The organism is Granulicella mallensis (assembly GCF_014203225.1).
GTDB classification, from domain to species: domain Bacteria; phylum Acidobacteriota; class Terriglobia; order Terriglobales; family Acidobacteriaceae; genus Granulicella; species Granulicella mallensis_A.
The window spans coordinates 80900-100452 of record NZ_JACHIO010000001.1 but is presented as its reverse complement, the minus strand read 5'-3'; the positions used below and the strand labels follow the sequence as shown (position 1 = coordinate 100452).

Below are 19553 nucleotides of genomic sequence, written 5' to 3'. Positions count from 1 at the left end.
TGAGCCATCCTGCATCAGGATGCCCGTGCTGACAGGCTGCTGCGAAGTACTTAGGAAGAATTGGCAAGTTCAAACGAGTGGAGAAAAAGAATGCGCAGTATGTTGGTCAGGTTATTTGCTGTAGGTCCTAAGCTCACCAGAGCCTTTGGAGTAGTTGTAAGTACTGTCTTGCTCGCGTGTTTCTGTGCCGGAAGCTGTGTCTATGCGCAGCAGGGAAAGCCCGATCTGGTATTGCGCGGAACAGTTACTTACGCAGATCGCCAGACGTATCTCGAACTGCCATTCACCGTAGGACCGGATGTGACTCGGGTAGCAGTAGAACTTTCCTACACGGAGCACGACAAGCACACCAACATCGATCTTGGTGTCTTCGATAGCGAGCGATTCCGCGGCTGGAGCGGAGGCAACAAAAACTACTTCACGATCTCGGAGACGGACGCCACCCCTTCCTATCTTCCCGGCGTCATCGTGCCGGGCCAGTGGAAGCTTATCCTCGGCGTCCCCAATATCGAGGAGGGCGTGAGCTCCAACTACGAAGCAAATATTTATTTCTCGCATCGGGCGGATCTTCTCGAGACTTCAACCTTTAGCCAGAAGCCGCTGCGTGATGGCGCTGCCTGGTATAGAGGAGACCTGCACATGCATAATGCGCATAGTGACGGCTCCTGTCTCAGCCAGTCGGGAGCAAAGGTGCCTTGCCCGCTCTATAAGACGGTCGAGGCAGCCGTAGCCAGGAAACTGGATTTCATTGCCATTACGGATCACAACACGATCTCGCAATATAACGACATGCGGGAGCTCCAGCCGTACTTCGACCATCTTCTTCTGATGCCCGGCCGCGAAATTACGACCTTTCAGGGCCATGCCAACGTCTTTGGCACGACGGCCTTCATTGACTTCAGGCTGACCAGCCCCCATGTTCCACATATCAATGATCTGTTGCAACAGGTGCAGGACCTGCATGGTCTCATCTCCATCAACCATCCGGGCTCGCCGTCCGGCGCTGCCTGTATGGGTTGTGGATGGACCGTTCCCGACACTGACTATAGCCGCGTGAATGCGATCGAAGCGATTAATGGTGGTTCCCTTGATGGTCCCCGATCCGGCATTCCCTTCTGGCAGGACAAGCTGAACAAAGGCTATCGGCTCACCGGAGTTGGCGGAAGCGACAACCACGACGCTGACTACCCTCCGCAGACACGGTCGGCGGTCGGGCATCCGACCACGGTCGTCTATGCTCAGAACCTCTCTGAAGTTGAGATCCTGAAAGCTATTCGCGCTGGTCATGTCTTCATCGATCTTGAAGGCACAGCCGACCGCACGCTCGAATTCTCTGCTCATGCAGGCGCAAACATCGCGTCGATGGGAGACGATATCTCTTCCCCTGCAGGACAGGTTGTGCACTTCACCCTCAGGATGCTCGCTTTGCAAAATGCGCACCCTGAGATCATTCGCGATGGTGAACTAACCACTCTCGTTGAGGCCGCCCCGATACAAAATAAAGAGGAAGTGCGCAGCTTCGATTATCCCAGCGACGGAAAGCGGCATTGGCTTCGCGTCAATCTCCGATCTGCCGATGGAACATTGTTGGTCGCAGGCAATCCCATTTATTTGAACTTCTAGGGACGATCTCTGGGCTCAGTCCTTCGGTCTCTTTGAAGGAACCTCACTGCCAGCAATTCGGCGATGATCCAACTCTCGGATCATCGCCGAATGCTGGCACATCTACTGCAGTTCCGCTGTCCTTAAAAAGTTGAAGCTCCCCCCGGGATCCAGTTTCACGTTTGTCAGCCGGGCTGAATGGACGACCTCGTTGTTCGGATACCACAGCGGAATTCCCGGCAGATCGTTCGCGAGGATCTGTTGCACCTCAACATAAGCGCGCCGTTGTGCGGCTTGATCGGTTTCGGCGCTGGCTGCTTGTAGAAGAGCGTCTATGCGCGGATTGGAGTAGCGTCCGCGGTTGCCGCCCTTTGGTGGGAAGCTGGCTGTTGCATACGCATAGCGGAAGATGTCCGGGTCTTCGTTCGAGCCGATCCAGCGCAGGATGTACATCTGGAATGCGCCCTTGGTGATGTCCGAATAGAAGGTGCCGAACTCCGCCGAACGCAGTGTCAATTCGATGCCTGCTTCGTGCAACTCCTGCTGGATGGCCTGAGATACAAGCCGCGTAGTCTCGTCAGTGGAGGTCTTCAGTGTGAAGCGCAGGCGGATGCCGTTCTTGTCCGGCTTCAGTCCGGCTTCGTCCAGCAGTCGCACAGCCCGCGCAACATCGTGCGGATACAGCGGTAGTTGCGAGTCGCTCGCCTGGGCCCAGTGATCCGTCGGCAAAAATGTATTGGCGGGGCGGGCTTCACCACGCCACAAGGCAGCAATCAGAGCAGGGCGGTCGAGGGCGCAGGCGATGGCCTGGCGTACGCGCCGATCACGCAGCGCGGGGTCGTTCACGTTGAAGTTGGCATAGATGACGATCGAGCCCGGTCCGGATTCTGTGCGCAGGTTGGGGAGTCCGCGCAGCGCGTGCACCATGTCCAGCGTGATGTCGCTGCTCTCGGCGTCGCCGGAGCCCTTCTTCATCTCGAGTGCCATGGTGATAGCGTCGGGGACGACGTCGAAGCGTATGTGTTCGATCTTAGGAGCGCCGGCCCAATAGCTGGGATTGCGTTCGACAACAACTTCCTTGTCCTGCAACTGGCTGACGAATTTGAATGGTCCGGTGCCGATGGGATGCAGCCCTTCTTCACGTCCCGCGCCTTTTTCAACGACACCGAAGAGACCGTCGCTGAGGTTGAAGAGCAGGCTTGCATTCGCTTGATGCGTGTGAACGACCAGGGTCAGGGGATCGCGCACTTCGATGGAGACTATATCGGCAAACGCTCCGCCTTTTGCGGTGATCAAAGCCCCATTCGTCATGCTGCGGATCGACCATGCGACGTCGTCGGCGGTGAGCGGCTTGCCATCGTGAAAGCGAACGCCGCTGCGCAGATGAAAGATCCAGGTCAGCGGATCGGGGCGCTCCCAGCTTGTGGCGAGCCATGGCTGCAGGTTGAAGTGGTCGTCTTTTTCCACGAGGGCATCATAGATCAGCGCGCCGACACGCTCGGACTGTGCGTCGGTGCCCTGGCGCAGATCGAGATTGTTTGGTGAGCTTGCGATGAGGAAGTGCAGGATGCCGCGCTCTGTGGCCGTAGGTTGGTTGCAGGCGGCCAGAGGTAGCAGTGCGCCTAATGCCAACAGACAGCCAAGCCTTCTCATGCGAGCGAGATCTTTCCCAGCACCACGGGACGTGTTGCCCCTGTGGCTGAAGGCACATTGCCCGGCAGGCCATGCCATGTAAGCCAGCCCATCAGCGCGAAGGCAGCAGCCTCTTTCGCTTCGGTCGCAACGCCTGCTTCTTCGGTGGTGGTGACACGTACGCCGAGCGTGGAGAAGCCCTCGTGCAGTCGTTGCATCAGGGTCGCGTTGCGTGTGCCGCCACCTGCGGCGAACAACTCTGTCGTGCGTGCACGCTGTCCGAGATGCGGCAGGCAGAAGCGCCGGTACGCGTCGAGGATCGTCTCCGTTGTGAAGGCTATCGCGGTTGCGAGGATGTCCTGCTTGCGTGCACCTTCTCCCTCGCACAGCGCGATAAAGCGTGTGACGAAGGCTTCTCCGAATTCTTCGCGGCCGCAGGACTTTGGCGGCAGGGCGGAGAAGTAGCTCGACTGCATCAGCTTTGCGACTACGCCGTCGAGCACCTTGCCGCGTGCCGCGATGGCACCGTCTTGATCGAAGCGACGACCGTAGAGCCGCTTCATGCAGACGTCGGCGATCATATTTGCCGGGCCGGTGTCGAAGGCCAGCACTTCGTCTACAGAACAACCTGCCGGGAGCACCGCAACGTTTGCAATGCCGCCGAGGTTCAGCAGCAGCCGATTCTTCGTTGCGTGGCGAAACAGGCAGAAATCGAGCATCGGCACTAGCGGTGCGGCCTGACCACCAGCAGCCATGTCGGCTGGACGGAGGTCGCTGATGACGGGGACACGCAGGCGCTCTGCGATCAACGCAGCCTCGCCGATCTGCCACGTGCAGCGCACCGGCTGGCCAAGGTAGGGTAGTGCCGTTGCCTGGTGATAGATCGTCTGTCCGTGGCAGGCGACAAGCTGCGGCTTCAACTTCAGTTCGTGCGCCGTGATCTCGACGCACTCTGCGTATACCGCGCCCAGTCGCCAGGAGAGCCGTGCGAGTTCGGCTGTGCTGGTTTGTTTGGCATCCATCGAAGCGAGTACGGCAGCACGCAGTTTGGAATCGTAAGCGAACGAGCGATACCCGAGCACCTTGACGCGCGGCGCGCCCTTGGGCAGAGCAGGAGACACGCGACAGATTGCGACATCCACGCCATCGGCGGAGGTGCCGCTCATCACGCCTGCAACGAGCATCGGTTTTGGCTTGCCGGTATTCATGCGCTCCCTTTCAGCTCGCGTTGCAGCTCTGCCAGCAATTGCAACGCCTCACGCGGTGTCAGGCCATCGACATCCGTTTGTTCGATGCGATCGACGATGCGCTGCGAGAGTGGCGTGAACATCGTCATCTGCATTGAGGCTTCACGCTCCGCGACGGGAGCCGCTTCGCGTATCTGCTGCGACTCGGCTCGCTCATGCACTCGCAGTACGGCGCGTGCTCGTTCGATGACAGCCCCGGGAAGCCCTGCCAGCCGTGCGACTTCGATGCCGTAGCTCTTGTTGGCGGCGCCTGCTTCGACCGTATGCAGAAAGACGATGCCGCCGCCGCTCTCCCGCACGGTGACGCGAACGTTCTGAAGGCGTGCCAGCCGATCGGCCAGCAGGGTGAGCTCGTGATAGTGCGTGGCGAACAGTGTGCGTGCACCGATGTCGTTGTGCAGATGCTCGACCGTCGCCCAGGCGAGCGAGAGGCCGTCGTAGGTGGCGGTGCCGCGCCCCATCTCGTCCAGCAGCACGAGCGACCGGGCTGTGGCCGTGTTCAGGATGGCGGCGGTTTCGGTCATCTCGACCATGAAGGTCGAACGCCCGCGCGCCACATTATCGCTGGCGCCGATGCGGGTATAGACGCGATCGACCAACCCCAGCCGCATGCGCTCTGCGGGTACAAAGCAGCCGCACTGCGCCATGATGACCAGCAGCGCGGCCTGGCGGAGGTAGGTGCTCTTACCGCCCATGTTGGGGCCGGTGATGAGCAGCAGGGAAGGGCCGTTGGCCTCTCCGCCTGCGGCTTCGAGATACAGCGAGTTGGGGATAAAACGTCCGCCGCCGCTCTCTTCGAGACGCTGTTCGACGACCGGATGACGTGCGGAGACGAACTCCAGCACCTCGCTGGCATCGACCTGCGGCTTTACCCAGCCCCGCATCGCAGCGAGATGCGCGAAGCAGCCGAGGAGATCGATCTCGGCTACGCGGCGTGCGGTCTCGCGCACTCGTACAGCATTGGTCAGCAACTGGCGGCGGAGTTCGGAGAAGATTCTGCGCTCGATCTCGCCGGAGCGCTCCTGCGCGGTGAGGATCTTTGTCTCCAGTTCTTTCAGCTCAGGTGTAGTGAAACGTTCAGCATTCACCAGTGTTTGTTTACGCTCGTAGTCGGCGGGCACAGACTTCGCGTTGGCCTTGGTGACTTCGAGGTAGTAGCCGAAGACCGAGTTGAATCGCACCTTCAGCGAGCCGATGCCGGTGCGTGCCCGCTCGCGTTCTTCGATGGCGGCGATGCGTTGCCGGCCGCTGGTCGAGAGACCGCGCAGTTCGTCCAGTTCGGCGTCGATGCCCTCGCGAATCGCTCCACTGTCGCTCAGTGAGATCGGCGGCTCTTCAACCAGGGTGCGTGCAATCATCTCGTTCAAATCGTCAAGCGTATCGAGCTTGGTTGCGAGGAAAGCCCATCGGCCCGAAGGAGAGGTCGCGGCAAACTCCGCGACCGCGACGCGCAGCCCAGGCAGACGTGCCAGCGTGGCTCCAAGCCCGACCACCTCACGCGGTCCGGCAGAGTCAAGCGAGACCCGGCCCAGCAGACGCTCCAGGTCGAGCAAGCTATCCATCGCGCGGCGCAGGCCCTCGCGGCGGCGGATGTCCCCGGCGGCTTCCCCAACTGCGGCAAGCCGTTCGTTGATCTCGGCGAGCGACTGCATGGGACGCAGCAACTGTGCGCGCAGCAGGCGCTTGCCCATGGGGGTGCAGCAGGCGTCGAGCGTGTAGAAGAGCGTAGTCTTCGGGCCTTCGCTGCTGAAGAGCGGGTCGACGAGTTCGAGGTTGCGCACGCTGACGGCGTCGAGTTCCAGACTGTCGCGCTTCTCGTAGTAGCGCAGGGTATCGAGATGCTCGAGCGCGCCCTGCTTGGTCGTGCGCAGATAATGCACGATCGCGCCCGCGGCGACTGCTGCGGCGGCGTGGTTGCCGAGTCCCAGGCCATCGAGGGAGTGCACTCGAAGCTGCTGCCGCAGCAGGGGAACGGCATACTCTTCGTTGAAGACCCACTCTTCAACTTCGGTCCGTGCGCCGCCGATGTCCGCTGGCGCCGACTCCTCTTTGGTCTCGGTCTCGTCGGGGGCATCGGATTCCCGTAGCGACGTCTGACGGACGCTCTGCGTGGTCTTTGCGCCAAAGCCTCCGGGGCCTCGGGAGAAGATCAACTCTGCGGGCCGCAGCCGTGCGAGTTCGTCGAGCGCTAACGCCCAGGCGTTTGCGCCGGTGAACTCGGTCGCGCGAAACTCGCCGGTCGAGAGGTCGATGGCTGCCACTCCTACGCAGGCCGCCGCAGCCGCGCCGACTCCGGCGACGCTCGCCAGCCATTGGCTCTCGCTGGCGGCTAGTGACGGGTCGAGTGCCGTGCCGGGGGTGAGCACGCGGGTGACCTCGCGGCGCACGATGGTCTTGGTGGCCTTCGGGTCCTCCATCTGCTCGCACAGCGCCACGCGATAGCCCAGCCGCAGCAGGCGTTGCAGGTACGGTCCCGCCGAGTGGTACGGCACGCCGCACATGGGCACGGATTTGCTCTTGTCGCGCGCGGTCAGGGTGAGCTGAAGTTCGCGCGCGGCGACAATGGCGTCGTCGTAGAAGAGTTCGTAGAAGTCGCCCATCCGGAAGAAGAGCAGGGCGTCGGGGTGGGCATCCTTAGCGGTGCGGAACTGCCGCATTACGGGAGTCAGTCCTGCTTCGTTCGTGATTTCGTTTGTCGTTGCCATCGTTTAATGCAAGAAAGGTCAGGATACCGGATACGGGGCCATTGCAAATCCTCACCTGATCCGGCCCGCAAGAATTCAAAGAGCAAAAGGAGGGTGCCCATTTCGCTCTTTGCGTCTACACTGGCAAGAATGATCCAGATTCCCATGTCCGACGCGCAATATGCCGCCGCCACCGTACGCCTCCGTGATAACGACATTGAGCTGACGGGAACGTCCGGCACCCTCACCAAAGACGGCATTACCGCGACGTATGCCCATGAGGATGGCGTGTTGACCATCGAGATCATCGACCGGCCAAGCCTGCTGCCGCTCAGCCTCATCGAGGGCAAGCTGCAGTCCTATCTGGACCAGAGTGTGGCGTACGACAATAGCCGATCGAACGGTTGAGCCGGGCCCGGCTCGATTCCTGGCCATGAGCGCAGGATGATACTGAAAGACCAAACGAAGACATAGGACGCGTTCCTGCCAGCTATACTGGATCATTGTGGCGAATCCTTCGCCGTGCATGGTCGAATGTCCCTTCTCTGGCTCCGAGTCGCGGTTCTTCTCTACGGCATTGCCGCGCTCGCGGTGCTGCCCGCGGCCCTCTATAGTCGTCCGCGCTGGCGGCATGTTGCTGTTCCTGCGGCACTTGCAGGAGTTTTCTTCCATTTTGTAGCCCTTGTCGAGATCCTCTACGCCGCCCACCGTGCCCTGCCGGTCGACACCCACGAGACGCTCTCGATGCTTGGCTTGCTGCTGGCCGCCGCGTTCCTGGTGCTGGCCGCGAAGTACCGGACGGTCTCCTTCGGTATCTTCCTGCTCCCCATCGCAGTGTTGCTGACGATTGTGCCCGCCTTCCGGCCCGGACACGAGACGATCGCCTACCCCTTCGTCGGCACCCTCTGGCTGTTCCTGCATGTGGCGCTGCTGCTGGCGGCGTATGCGGCGCTGTTTCTCTCCCTGATTGCGAGCCTGCTCTACCTCATTCAGGAGCGCCGGTTGAAGCAGAAGCGTGCCGGGCAGCCCCGTACGTGGTTGCCGCCGCTTGAAACCACCGACCAGATCGCGCTGAGGTCGCTGCTCTTTGGCTTGCCGTGCATGACGGCCGGCCTGCTGATCGGTTCGGTCATCGCTCTGCAGACCATCGGCCCCGCGTTCTTTGCCGACCCCAAGGTGCTGCTCTCCTTCGCGATGTGGATCGCGTACATGTTGATGATCTTTATCCGCCGCCACAGCGGTCTGCGTGGACGCAGGGCGGTCTATCTTTCCAGCTTCGTCTTCCTGGTGGTGCTTGCGGTATGGGCGGCCAACCAGCTCTCTGCCGTGCACAGGTTCAAGGCCCCATGAGCGAACTCAAGACAAACTCGGGGTCCATTCTGCTGCTCGGTGTGAATCACACGACCGCGCCGCTCGATGTGCGCGAACGGCTTGCGATTCCCGTCTCGCGGCTGGCCGATGCCACGCGGACGCTGGCCCATCAGCCCGGTGTGCGCGAGGCGCTGATTCTTTCTACCTGCAACCGTGTCGAGCTGCTGACCGTGCAGGACGCTCCGCAGTCGTCGTCCGTGCCGCCCATGGGCATGCTGCGTTTTCTGCACGACTACCTGAATTTGCCTGCCAATGAGATCGAGCCGCATGTCTACGAGTTCCGCGAACGCGAGGCGATCCGGCACCTGTTTCGCGTGGCCAGCTCATTGGACTCGATGGTGGTGGGGGAGCCGCAGATTCTTGGCCAGGTCAAGCAGTCCTGGACCGTGGCTCGTGAGGTTGGCGCGGTCCGCTCGACGCTCGACCCCTTGTTGCAGCGTGCGTTCTCCGTCGCGAAGAAAGTGCGCACCGAGACGCAGATCGGAAGCTCCACGGTCTCCATCGCTTCGGTCGCAGCCGAGCTGGCTCGTAAAATCTTCGGCTCACTGAACGGCAAGACGGTGCTGATCGTCGGTGCAGGGAAGATGAGTGACCTCGCCGCGCGGCACCTGATCCAGCAGGGCGCCACGACGCTGTTGGTTTCGAACCGCACCGAGGCCCGGGCTGAGAAGATCGCCGACTCGTTGCGTACGCCCTCGATTACAACCGGGGTGATTCCGTTCGACCAGCTCCACGAGCAGTCGCACCGCGCCGATATCGTGATTACGAGCACGGGAGCCGGGCATGTCTTTACCCCGGACCGTGCGCGGGCGCTGCTGCAACGCCGTCGCAACCGGCCTGTGTTCTTTATCGATATCGCCGTGCCGCGCGATGTTGCGCCTGAGATCAACAAGCTCGAAGGCTGCTTCGTCTACGACATGGACGATTTACAGCAGGTCGCTGCGCAGAACCAGGCAGTTCGCAGCCGCGAGGCCGAGGCTGCGGAGTCCATCGTGAGCCGCGAGGTTGAGCTTTACGGAGAGCGTCTAGCCCAGGAGCCCGCGGCTCAGGCCATCAAGCAGCTCATGCTTGAAGCCGAAGCACTGCGCCAACAGGAGCTTGCTCGTACCGCACAGCGGTTATCTCCCCAGCCGCTTACGCCGGAACAGCAGGCTGCGATTGAGGCGTTGACGAAGTCGTTGACCGCCAAGCTGTTGCATCCGCAGATTGCGGCCCTGCGTGGAGCAGCGAACCCCTCTGAGTCCGACGAGTAGACGATTCTCCTCTGTGTGCAGCGTCGTTGCCTGTTTTTCGTCGTCATCCTGAAGCGCAGCTGAAGGACCCCGCATTCGGACCATCTAAGGTGCAAGCACCCACCAAAGTCGCTCGCGCACGATCTCGTGGTTTTCCCCTGTGCTTCGGTGCCACCACCAATGCGGGGGTCCTTCGCCTACGGCTCAGGATGACGACGAAAAACAAACAACGACATCGCTCATCTCTGTAGTGCAGCGGCCTGAATATCCCGCGTCTCCAGCACTTTCTTCGGATATCCGCTCCGAGCCACGCCGATCATGGCGCAGCCGAGCTCTTCTGTGCTCGTCACCAGGCCTGCAGCGACGCGCCGCAGCAGGGGATAGGTCCACGACAGCGTCGTATAGATCGCGTTGTACCAACCGACCTTTGAGCGGATGCCGTGCAGGGGCTGGATGTATCCGGGGCGGAAGCAGAAGACGTTCGGCAGGGGGAGACGCATCAGGGCGTTTTCGGTGGCGCCTTTTACGCGTGCCCACATGCTGCTGCCCTTCTCTGTGCTGTCGGTACCCGAGCCTGAGACATAGACGAAGGTCTTCAGGCTCCCGCGTGAGATCAGCATCTCCGCGACACTTAGTGTGAGATCGTACGTAATTCGGCTGTAGCTGGCCGCGCTCATGCCGACGGATGAAACTCCCAGGCAGAAGAAGCAGGTATCGTAGCCATCGAAATGCTCTTCAGCGCCGGTCCAGTCGAAGAAGTTGTCGTGTACCAGTTCCTCGACTTTGGGTGAGACCAGGCCAGTGGACTTGCGCACCACAAGCAGTACTCGTTCGACTTCGGCATCCTCGATGCACTGGCGCAAAACGCCCTGACCCACCATGCCGGTACCGCCGAAAAGAATTACACGCATGCATGTATCGTATTCCACTGCACTGATGCGGCGTATCCTAGACCTGTGACTACACCCACCATTCGAATAGGCTCGCGCGGCTCGCAGCTCGCGCTCTGGCAGGCAAACCATATCGCTGCGCAGCTTCGTGAACGCGGCCACGCGGTTGAGATCGAAGTCATCCGCACGGTTGGGGATCGCATGCAGGACCCCGGCTTCGTCGCTCCGGCCACCTTTCCCGACGGCACCTCGCTCGACGCCAAAGGCATCTTCATCAAGGAGATCGAAGACGCGCTTGCCGTGGGCAAGATCGATCTCGCCGTCCATTCGCTCAAGGACCTCCCCACCACGCTCGACCCGCGCTTTACCCTGGCGGCGATTCCTGTCCGTGCCGACGCTCGCGACGCCTTCGTCTGCGAGAGCTACTGGGGCTTGCACATGCTGCCCTCAGGGGCTCGCATCGGCACGACCAGCCCGCGTCGCCAGGCGATGCTGCTGGCCCTGCGTCCCGATCTGGAGTTCGTCGAGATGCGCGGCAATATCGATACGCGCCTGCGCAAGTGGAGCGAAGGCCAGGCCGAAGCCCTGGTGCTCGCCAGCGCCGGGCTCGACCGCATCGGCCGTGCCGAAAATGTGCATCAGCGCTTCTCGGTCGATGAGTTGACCCCGGCCCCCGGCCAGGGAGCGCTTGCGCTCGAAACCCGATGTCCGCGTCACCCGCTGGATACCGAAGATCCCAGCCGCGATCCCGCTATCTATGCGGCTATCCGCGAGCTCAACGATTCCGCGGCAGAATATGCTGTTCAGGCCGAACGTACGGTGCTCGCCGTTCTGGGGGGAGGCTGCCAGCTTCCGCTGGGCGCCTTCTGTCATGCCGTGGACGACCAGTGGCACCTGCATGCGATGGTCGTCTCGCCGGACGGAGAGCAAGTGGCGCATGTCGTGCAGAAAGTTCCGTTTGGCACGCCAGCCTGCGAGCTCGGATCTGCCGTTGCCTCTGAGCTGACGGCTCGCGGTGCGTTGGAACTTCTTCAAGTTCAGCCTGTTGCGTAATTCTTTTGTAATGCCGTTGCCATGATTGCGTGAAGGCCGCGTCCATTCAGAGGCAACGCCTTTGGGGCCGTAGCGTCCAATGGACTACGAGTTAACCCGGAGAGCAAACATGGCAGACAAGAACAGCATCAACGGCAGCAGCCCGAAGCCCAGCACCCCAAAACCGAGTACCCAGGTTCTAACCACGAATCAGGGTCGTCCCGTCGGAGACAATCAGAACTCTGTCACCGCCGGCCGGCGTGGGCCCATCACACTTGACGACTTCCAGCTCTTCGAGAAGATGGCACAGTTCAACCGCGAACGCATCCCCGAGCGCGTGGTGCATGCCAAGGGCTCCGGCGCGCACGGTAACTTCCTCGTGACACACGACATCACCAGGTACACCTCCGCCAGGCTCTTTTCGAAGATCGGCAACACCTGCCCTTTGTTCATCCGCTTCTCGACCGTTGGTGGAGAGAAGGGCTCGGCCGATACCGCTCGCGACCCGCGCGGTTTTGCGATCAAGTTTTACACCGAGGAGGGGAACTGGGACATGGTCGGCAACAATACGCCGGTGTTTTTTATCCGTGATCCTCTCAAGTTCGGCGACTTCATCCACACGCAGAAGCGTGAGCCGGGTTCGAACCTGAAGTCCGCCACGATGATGTGGGACTTCTGGAGCCTGTCTCCCGAGAGCCTGCATCAGGTTACGATCCTGTTCTCCGACCGCGGCATTCCTGATGGCTATCGCCACATGAACGGCTATTCGTCGCACACCTTCTCGCTGATCAATGCGGCGGGCGAACTGCACTACGTCAAGTGGCACTTCAAGACCATCCAGGGCATCAAGAACCTGCCGGTGGAAGAAGCCGAGAAGCTTGCCGGTAGCGATCCCGACTACTCTCAGCGTGACCTGCACCACGCCATTGAGCGCGGCGAGTTCCCGTCGTGGAGCGTGCAGATCCAGGTGATGCCGGAGAGTGAGATCGACAAATTCAAGTACAACCCCTTCGACCTCACCAAGGTCTGGCCGCACGCGGACTATCCGATGATCGACGTCGGGGTGATGACGCTCGACCGCATGCCCGGCAATTACTTTGCCGAGACCGAGCAGGCTGCCTTCAACCCGTCTAACATCGTGCCGGGCATGGGCTACTCGCCGGACAAGATGTTGCAGGGCCGTTTGCTCAGCTATCCTGACGCGCATCGCTATCGTATCGGCACGAACTATGACCTGCTGCCGATTAATGCCCGCAAGAACGCTGGCGCCAACTACAACCGCGATGGCGCGATGCGCTTCGACGGCAACTACGGTTCACTGCCGAACTACGAGCCCAACAGCTTCGGCGGTCCCGCACAGGACCCCCGGTACACCGAGCGTCCCTACACCACCAGCACGACGTTGGAGAAGATCGCTCGCTACGACCATCACGAGAACAACGACGACTACACGCAGGCAGGCGATCTCTGGCGGCTGTTCGACGAAGGTCAGAAGAACCGCACGGCGAAGGCCATCGCGGACTCGCTGGGCCAGACGCCGCTGCACATCCAGAGGCTGCAGCTCTCGCACTTCAAGAAGGCCGACCCCGAGTACGCCTCGAAGGTCGCCTCCCTGCTGGGCAAGGATCAGCACCCTGAGTATCTCCACGGGCCGGATGCGGCGGAACTTCCGGCTGCCGCGCGACTGCCGGAGAAATAGGCTCGAAACTCGCGTCTCGAAGCTGGACGCAAACACACGAAGGGCTGCCATGAGGCAGCCCTTCGTGGTTGATTTATCTAAGGTCCCCACCTATGCCGTGGTCTTCGGGCATTATGGCGGGCCGTTTTTATTTGGCAGCAGGTAGCCAGAAGTTTGGCGTGCTGTGCGCGATGGCGATCTCTTCTTCCGTCATATCGACCGAAATGTCCGCGAAGAGCGGGGTACTGAGGTAGCGTTCGCCGGTATCGGGCAGCATGCAGAGGATTGTCGATCCCTTCGGCGCCTTTTCCGCAATGCGCAGAGCTGCGGCGAACGTTCCACCGGAAGAGATGCCGACGAAGATGCCTTCCTGCGTGGCGAGTTCGCGGCTCCGCTTCATCGCTTCAGCGCCGGGTACCCGGACAACCTCACGAATGAAGTTCATGCCTTGTGCCTCGCCCATGAGTCTGGAGAGAAAGTTGGGATTCCAGCCCTGGAAGGGATGAGGGTTCCACGCGGGGTGACCTGCCGATGCGATCCCTTCGGCGTCTCGTTCCTGCGGGAGTCCGCTGGAGAGCATGGGGGCTTCGTCGGGTTCAGCGACGATGACCTGCGTCTCAGGGCGTTGCTTTGCGAGCACGCGGCCGACGCCGTTGAGGGTGCCGCCGGTTCCATAGCCTGTGACAAAGTAGTCGAGACGTTCTCCGGCGAAGTCTTCGAGGATTTCAACGGCGGTGGTACGCTCGTGCATCTCAGCGTTGGCTTCGTTATCGAACTGGCGAGTCATAAACCAGCCGTGCTTTTCGGCGAGTTCCTTTGCTTTCTCTCCTGCGCCGGTGGCGCGGCTCGATGAGGGCGTGAGAATGACCTTTGCGCCAAGGAAACGCATGAGCTTGCGGCGCTCGACGCTGAAGTTTTCACCGAGCACAAGGACGAGCGGGTAGCCTTTCTGCGCGCAGACCATGGCGAGTCCGATGCCAGTGTTGCCGCTGGTCGACTCGATGACGGTCTGTCCTGGCTTCAGTTCTCCGCGACGCTCGGCATCTTCGATCACTCCGAGGGCCAGGCGATCCTTTACGGAGCCGAGTGGGTTGAAGGCTTCGACCTTGACGTAAAGATTGATATCCGGCGGCGCGAGTTTGTTGATTCGTACGACCGGAGTGTGGCCGACTGTCTCGAGGATATTGTTGTAGCGATGTCCCACGGAACTGGTGCTCCTTTAAGCGCACGGGCGCTGTACCTAGATCTTAGACACAGTGGGATGGAGTTTCGTTGCGAGACGATGGGTGGAACATCGTGAGTCTCATGAGCACCTACAGTTTGGCTGCCTGTTTCGATGTTAGATCTTCCCAGAGTCTGAAGCCGCCTTTGACAGCGTTTTCGTTGGAGCCCACTACGATATGCGGTGGAAGCTTCTTCATGAGCTTCGCGTTGCCTCCGCCTAGCAGGACGTTGTCGCAGACCATGGCCTTTTGCAGGCGCTCGATAATATCGAGCACTGATCTGCGCCAACGCTTCTCTCCGCGATGCTCCAGGCCGGCGACGCCGATGTACTCCTCGTAGGTGAGGCCCTTTTTGTAGGGAAGGTGCGCCAACTCCAGCGGCACGACAAAGCCATCCAGGATCATGGCCGATCCCAGCCCTGTTCCGGTGCCGAGAAACAGCATGCGTCCGCTCTTGTAGCCACCCAGAGCCTGCATCGCTGCGTCGTTGATAAAGCGGAGCGGTTTGCCGAAGGCCTTGTCGTAGTTGAAGCCTACCCATCCCTCGCCAAGGTTGTGCGGCTCGGCGATAGGGCGATGGTTCACCACAGGGCCGGGGTAGCCGATCGAGATGCGGTCATAGCGCCAGCCCTTTGTCGCGGCGAGCACCTGGGTGCACATGCTCTTCGCTGTCATCGTTGGCCCGGAGGGGATCTTGATGGGGACCGGGGTGTCGGTGGATGCCACCTTTACGTTTGTGCCGCCTATATCGATTACCAAAACTCTCATGTGGGGGAAATGTTACCAGCTACCAGAGCAAGTCTTCTGTTGTTGGGAGGCCGAATTGGGCGCGAAGTGTTGTTTTTGGGGGAAGAATGGCCTTTAGATACCGTGGGTTCGCTATACATTTAAAGAAAAGTTGCTTTAGCGTTGGTCAAACTGTGTCCGAGCTTCCTGAAACCTTCCTACACTTTTTGCCACCCAGGTCCATAGCGGCTCGACGTGGTCCAGCATTTCGATAGCAATCGGCGTGATCGCGTACTCGACGCGGGGCGGCACCTCGGCGAACATCTTTCGCGTCACCAGGCCATCGCGCTCGAGCTGTCGCAGCGTCTTGGTCAGCGACTTCTGGCTGATCCCCTCTACCTGCTCCATTACGCGTGAGAAGCGCAGCGGCTCGCCGGCTTCCGCCAGTACGCTCATCACCCACAGCGTCCACTTGTCGGCGAGACCGGTTACGATCTCCCGCGTCAGTGTGTCCTGGTCTTCGGAGAGTCCATCGCAGAGTGCCGTAGCCTCTTCCCATTTTGTTTTTGTGGTTTTCTTCATTTGTTACCTCAAGGTAAGTACGCGCAAGAAAGGTGCCTTATTGCCAAAAGAAACTAATGGAAGAATACTGCATTTATGACGACGAAACGGAACACCCCATGGACGGCAGACAAGGTTGGCTCGCAGCAGGGAAGGCGGGTTGTGATCACGGGAGCGAACAGCGGCATCGGCTGGGAGGCGGCGCTGGAGCTCGCCCGCAACGGGGCTGAGATCGTTCTACCTGCCCGCACACAGGCCAAGGCCGAGGATGCCATTGCGCGCATTCGCCGCATCGTGCCGCAGGCGAAGCTCATCCCTGAGATTCTCGACCTTGCCGACCTGAGTTCGGTGCGAGCCTTTGCGGGGCGCTATGTCGAGCGCTTTCCGGGAGCGTCGCTCGATCTGTTGATTAACAACGCCGGGGTGATGGGTTTGCCCACGCGTGAGCTGACCGTTGACGGCTTTGAGCGCCAGTTCGGTACGAACTATCTGGGGCCCTTCGCGCTGACGGCGTTGCTGCTGCCGTCGATCAAGCCGCAGCACGGCTCACGGGTGGTGACGGTCTCCAGTTCCGCCAGCAAATGGGGCAAGATCGACTTCAGCAACCTGCAGGGTGAACGTGTGTATAAACCGATGCTTCAGGCCTATGGTCAGTCCAAGCTGGCGGACTCGGTCTTTGCGCTTGAACTCCAGCGGCGGCTTACGGCGATTGGTTCGCCGATCCTCAGTACGGCTGCGCATCCGGGATATGCTCTTACGAACCTGCAGACGAGTGGGCCGGGCGATTCTAGCGGTCTGGTTCTACGAATGCTCTCGGCAATCCTCAAGCCGATTGCTTCGCAGGACTCCGCGCATGGTGCGCTGCCTACGCTCTTTGCGGCTGTCGCTCCGGAGGCTACGCCGGGCGGATATTACGGTCCCGATCGCTTCTCGGAGATGAAGGGGCATCCGGTGGCTGTCCCGATCGCGAAGGCGGCGAAGGATGTTGCGGTGGCTAAGCGTCTGTGGGAGGAGTCCGAGCGGCTTACCGGGGTTAGCTTTGGGGTGCTGTCGGCGGTGGGGTAGTTATAGGGTGGGGTTATTACGAGCGCTACTACGAGGGAGAATGATTCGGCTTTCAGAGGAGTCTGTGGCCAGATGAAGGAGAGCGGTCGTGCTTCGCACGATACCCCACCCTGCCGCGCAAAAAACGCGCGTCGAGGATGGGGCACCCGGTCTGGGGATGGGGCACCCGGTCTGGGGATGGGGTGTCCGGTTGGCGGTTTATTCTCCGTACGGTACCCAGATGTTCTTGATCTGTGTGGCGTGGCGCAGGAAGTAGCGGCCCTCGGCCTTGGTGGTATCGAACCAATCGATGCTGCGGCCTTCGTTGGTCCACACCTGCTTGAGATTGCCGATGGAGCCTAGCTTCACCATCGCGCTTGCGGCCTCATCGCGGAAGCTCCAGATGGCGTCGATGTCGTCGTGCTCGGCGAGCGTCTTGCCTAGTTCGCTGGCTTTGCCCGCTACGATGTTGACGACTCCTCCGGGCAGGTCGCTGGTGTCGAAGACCTGGTATAGGTCGCTCATCAGCGTGGCGCAGCGCTCGCTTGGCACGGCAACGACGGCGTTCCCCATGGCGATGGCGGGAAGCACGAGCGAGAGGAAGCCGAGCAGCGGCGCGTCGTCGGGGCAGAGGATTCCTACCGTGCCGATGGCCTCCTTCATAGCGAGCGTCACCATCCGCATGGGCGGATTGTGCACGGAGCCCTCGAACTTGTCGGCCCAGGCCGCATAGGCGAAGGTGCGCTCCACACCGTAGTCGAGTTCAATCGCTGCCTGTTCCGGGCCGACGAACGCGGCTAGCTTGGCGACGATCTCTGCACGGCGCTGCACCATGTTTTCGGCGATGTAGTAGAGGATCTGCGCGCGGCCATGGGCGGTGGTCTTGGCCCACTTTGCCGAGATATTGCGCGCGGCTTCGACGGCGTTGCGAATGTCCTTGCGATTGCCGAGAGGTGCCTCGCCGACAAGCTGGCCGTCACGGTCATAGACGGGATAGCTATAGCCCGAGTCCGGCCGCGCCTGCTTGCCGCCGATGTACAGCTTCACTGTGCGGTCGATGCCGAACTCGACGGCCGCGCTGCGTTCTTCATCGAAGCCCTCCGGCTGGTCGATCACCGGTTCCGGCAGTGTCTTCGCGGCGGTTTTTCGTTCAGCGTGCACGGGGACGAGGTACTCGTACATCCCTTCCTTGCCGCCCTCGCGGCCATAGCCACTCTCGCGGTAGCCGCCGAAGCCGCATGCTGCGTCGAAGAGGTTGGTCGCGTTCACCCAGACCACGCCGGCCTTTACCTGTGCGGCCACATCGAGCGCGACGTTGATGTTCTCGCTCCAAATGCACGCTGCCAGGCCATAGGTGGTGTTGTTGGCGAGCTCCACGGCCTCAGCAGGAGTGCGGAAGGTCATGGAGACGAGTACCGGGCCAAAGATCTCCTCCTGGGCCACGGTCGAGGAGGGGTGCACGTTGGTCAGGAGTGTCGGCTTGAAGAAGAGGCCCTTCTCCGGCATGGTGACCTCGGGCTGCCAGCAGGTGGCGCCCTCTTTCACGCCTGTCTCGACGAGGCCCTTGATGCGGTCGTACTGGACCTGGTCGACGATGGCGCCGATGTCGATGGCTTTATCCAGCGGCGAGCCGACGCGCAGGGTTTCCATGCGGGCGCGAATCTTGTCGTAGAGCTTTTCGGCGACGCGCTCCTGCACCAACAGCCGCGATCCCGCGCAGCAGACCTGTCCCTGGTTGAACCAGATGCCATCGACGAGACCTTCGACTGCGGAGTCGAGATCGGCATCGTCGAAGACGATGAAGGGGCTCTTGCCGCCGAGTTCGAGGCTCAGCTTCTTGCTGGTCTTTGCGGTGGCCTTGCGGATGATGCGGCCTACCTCGGTCGATCCGGTGAAGGCGATCTTGTCGATGTCTGCGTGCTCCACGATCGCCGCTCCGGTCTTGCCGTCGCCGTTGATGACGTTGAGCACACCTTTGGGCAGGCCGATCTCATGGGCGATCTCAGCCAAGGCCAGCGCGCTGAGCGGGGTAAACTCGGCCGGTTTGATGACGACGGTATTGCCCGCGGCCAGTGCCGGTGCGACTTTCCAGGCGAACATCAGCAGTGGGAAGTTCCAGGGGATGATCTGGCCGACGACGCCTACGCTTGTGTAACCGGGGAACTCCTCATCGAGCAGTTGTGCCCAGCCAGCGTGGTGGTAGAAGTGCCGCGCAACCAGCGGGATATCAATGTCGCGCGACTCGCGGATTGACTTGCCGTTATCCAGCGTCTCCAGCACGGCGAGCCTGCGCGCGTGCTTCTGTACCTGCCGGGCAAACGCGTAGAGATAGCGCGCGCGCTGATGTCCCGTGAGCGCCTGCCATCCTGGCAGGGCAGCGCGGGCGGCCTTTACGGCGCGGTCTACGTCGCTGGCATCGGCGGTTGCGATCTTTGCCAGCACCTCGCCGGTTGCGGGGTTCCTGGTCTCGAAGCTGGAGCCGCTGACCTGCGTCCACGCGCCGTCGATGTAGTGTCCGAAGCTGCGCTTGTGGGCGTCGAGCCACTTGTTTACTTCGCTCGCGTCTTCGGGCGCCGGACCGTATTCCATGCTGTAGAACTTCTCCACAATGCTGCTTGCCATGCTGAACTC

The 19553-nt window shown here is 61.1% G+C and carries 15 protein-coding genes; 7 read left to right on the top strand and 8 right to left on the bottom strand.

Going from position 1 to position 19553, the window contains the following annotated elements:
- Positions 1 to 90: 90 nt before the first annotated feature.
- Positions 91 to 1623, top strand: a complete 1533-nt coding sequence (locus tag HDF15_RS00430; protein WP_184252311.1) for a CehA/McbA family metallohydrolase — start codon at positions 91 to 93, stop codon at positions 1621 to 1623.
- A 102-nt stretch (positions 1624 to 1725) separates the two neighbouring features.
- Here HDF15_RS00430 and HDF15_RS00425 read toward each other — a convergent pair whose 3' ends face one another.
- From HDF15_RS00425 to mutS, 3 genes are read right to left on the bottom strand one after another with little or no spacing between them, the layout of a single operon-like run.
- On the bottom strand, positions 1726 to 3234 hold the full coding sequence (locus HDF15_RS00425; RefSeq protein ID WP_260330739.1) for an ABC transporter substrate-binding protein: 1509 nt from the start codon (positions 3232 to 3234) through the stop codon (positions 1726 to 1728).
- Positions 3235 to 3251: 17 nt separating this feature from the next.
- Positions 3252 to 4442 (bottom strand): anhydro-N-acetylmuramic acid kinase, encoded by a 1191-nt coding sequence (locus tag HDF15_RS00420; protein WP_184252309.1) that lies wholly within the window; start codon positions 4440 to 4442, stop codon positions 3252 to 3254.
- Positions 4439 to 7186: a DNA mismatch repair protein MutS gene (mutS, locus tag HDF15_RS00415; RefSeq protein WP_184252308.1), complete on the bottom strand. Its 2748-nt coding sequence runs from the start codon at positions 7184 to 7186 to the stop codon at positions 4439 to 4441. The genes HDF15_RS00420 and mutS overlap by 4 nt, the downstream gene beginning before the upstream one ends.
- Positions 7187 to 7330: 144 nt before the next feature.
- Between mutS and HDF15_RS00410 the strand changes: the two genes are divergently transcribed.
- The 3 genes from HDF15_RS00410 (at position 7331) to hemA (ending at position 9789) form a co-directional block, all read left to right on the top strand.
- Positions 7331 to 7573, top strand: a complete 243-nt coding sequence (locus tag HDF15_RS00410) for a hypothetical protein (RefSeq protein ID WP_221314214.1) — start codon at positions 7331 to 7333, stop codon at positions 7571 to 7573.
- A gap of 126 nt (positions 7574 to 7699) precedes the next feature.
- Complete coding sequence (gene ccsA, locus HDF15_RS00405; RefSeq protein WP_184252306.1) at positions 7700 to 8515, top strand: cytochrome c biogenesis protein CcsA; 816 nt, start codon at positions 7700 to 7702, stop codon at positions 8513 to 8515.
- On the top strand, positions 8512 to 9789 hold the full coding sequence (gene hemA / locus HDF15_RS00400) for a glutamyl-tRNA reductase (RefSeq protein WP_184252305.1): 1278 nt from the start codon (positions 8512 to 8514) through the stop codon (positions 9787 to 9789). Before ccsA ends, hemA begins: the two co-directional genes overlap by 4 nt.
- Positions 9790 to 10007: 218 nt before the next feature.
- Here the strand turns inward: hemA and HDF15_RS00395 are convergent, their stop codons facing one another.
- Positions 10008 to 10679 (bottom strand): epimerase, encoded by a 672-nt coding sequence (locus tag HDF15_RS00395; protein ID WP_184252304.1) that lies wholly within the window; start codon positions 10677 to 10679, stop codon positions 10008 to 10010.
- 45 nt (positions 10680 to 10724) lie between these two features.
- Here HDF15_RS00395 and hemC point away from each other — a divergent pair, with 45 nt between their 5' ends.
- A complete protein-coding gene (gene hemC, locus HDF15_RS00390) occupies positions 10725 to 11711 on the top strand; it encodes a hydroxymethylbilane synthase (RefSeq protein ID WP_184252303.1) in 987 nt (328 codons plus the stop codon).
- A 109-nt stretch (positions 11712 to 11820) separates the two neighbouring features.
- Complete coding sequence (locus HDF15_RS00385) at positions 11821 to 13389, top strand: catalase (RefSeq protein ID WP_184252302.1); 1569 nt, start codon at positions 11821 to 11823, stop codon at positions 13387 to 13389.
- Positions 13390 to 13516: 127 nt separating this feature from the next.
- Here HDF15_RS00385 and HDF15_RS00380 read toward each other — a convergent pair whose 3' ends face one another.
- The 3 genes from HDF15_RS00380 to HDF15_RS00370 form a co-directional block, all read right to left on the bottom strand.
- A complete protein-coding gene (locus HDF15_RS00380) occupies positions 13517 to 14572 on the bottom strand; it encodes a PLP-dependent cysteine synthase family protein (protein WP_184252301.1) in 1056 nt (351 codons plus the stop codon).
- A 109-nt stretch (positions 14573 to 14681) separates the two neighbouring features.
- Positions 14682 to 15359 (bottom strand): ROK family protein, encoded by a 678-nt coding sequence (locus HDF15_RS00375; RefSeq protein WP_184252300.1) that lies wholly within the window; start codon positions 15357 to 15359, stop codon positions 14682 to 14684.
- A 135-nt stretch (positions 15360 to 15494) separates the two neighbouring features.
- Positions 15495 to 15899 (bottom strand): helix-turn-helix domain-containing protein, encoded by a 405-nt coding sequence (locus tag HDF15_RS00370; RefSeq protein ID WP_184252299.1) that lies wholly within the window; start codon positions 15897 to 15899, stop codon positions 15495 to 15497.
- A gap of 75 nt (positions 15900 to 15974) precedes the next feature.
- Here HDF15_RS00370 and HDF15_RS00365 point away from each other — a divergent pair, with 75 nt between their 5' ends.
- Positions 15975 to 16943 (top strand): oxidoreductase, encoded by a 969-nt coding sequence (locus HDF15_RS00365; protein WP_184252298.1) that lies wholly within the window; start codon positions 15975 to 15977, stop codon positions 16941 to 16943.
- A gap of 198 nt (positions 16944 to 17141) precedes the next feature.
- On the opposite strand, the gene HDF15_RS00360 is transcribed toward HDF15_RS00365, so the two are convergent.
- On the bottom strand, positions 17142 to 19544 hold the full coding sequence (locus tag HDF15_RS00360) for an aldehyde dehydrogenase family protein (RefSeq protein ID WP_184252297.1): 2403 nt from the start codon (positions 19542 to 19544) through the stop codon (positions 17142 to 17144).
- Positions 19545 to 19553 lie beyond the last annotated feature (9 nt).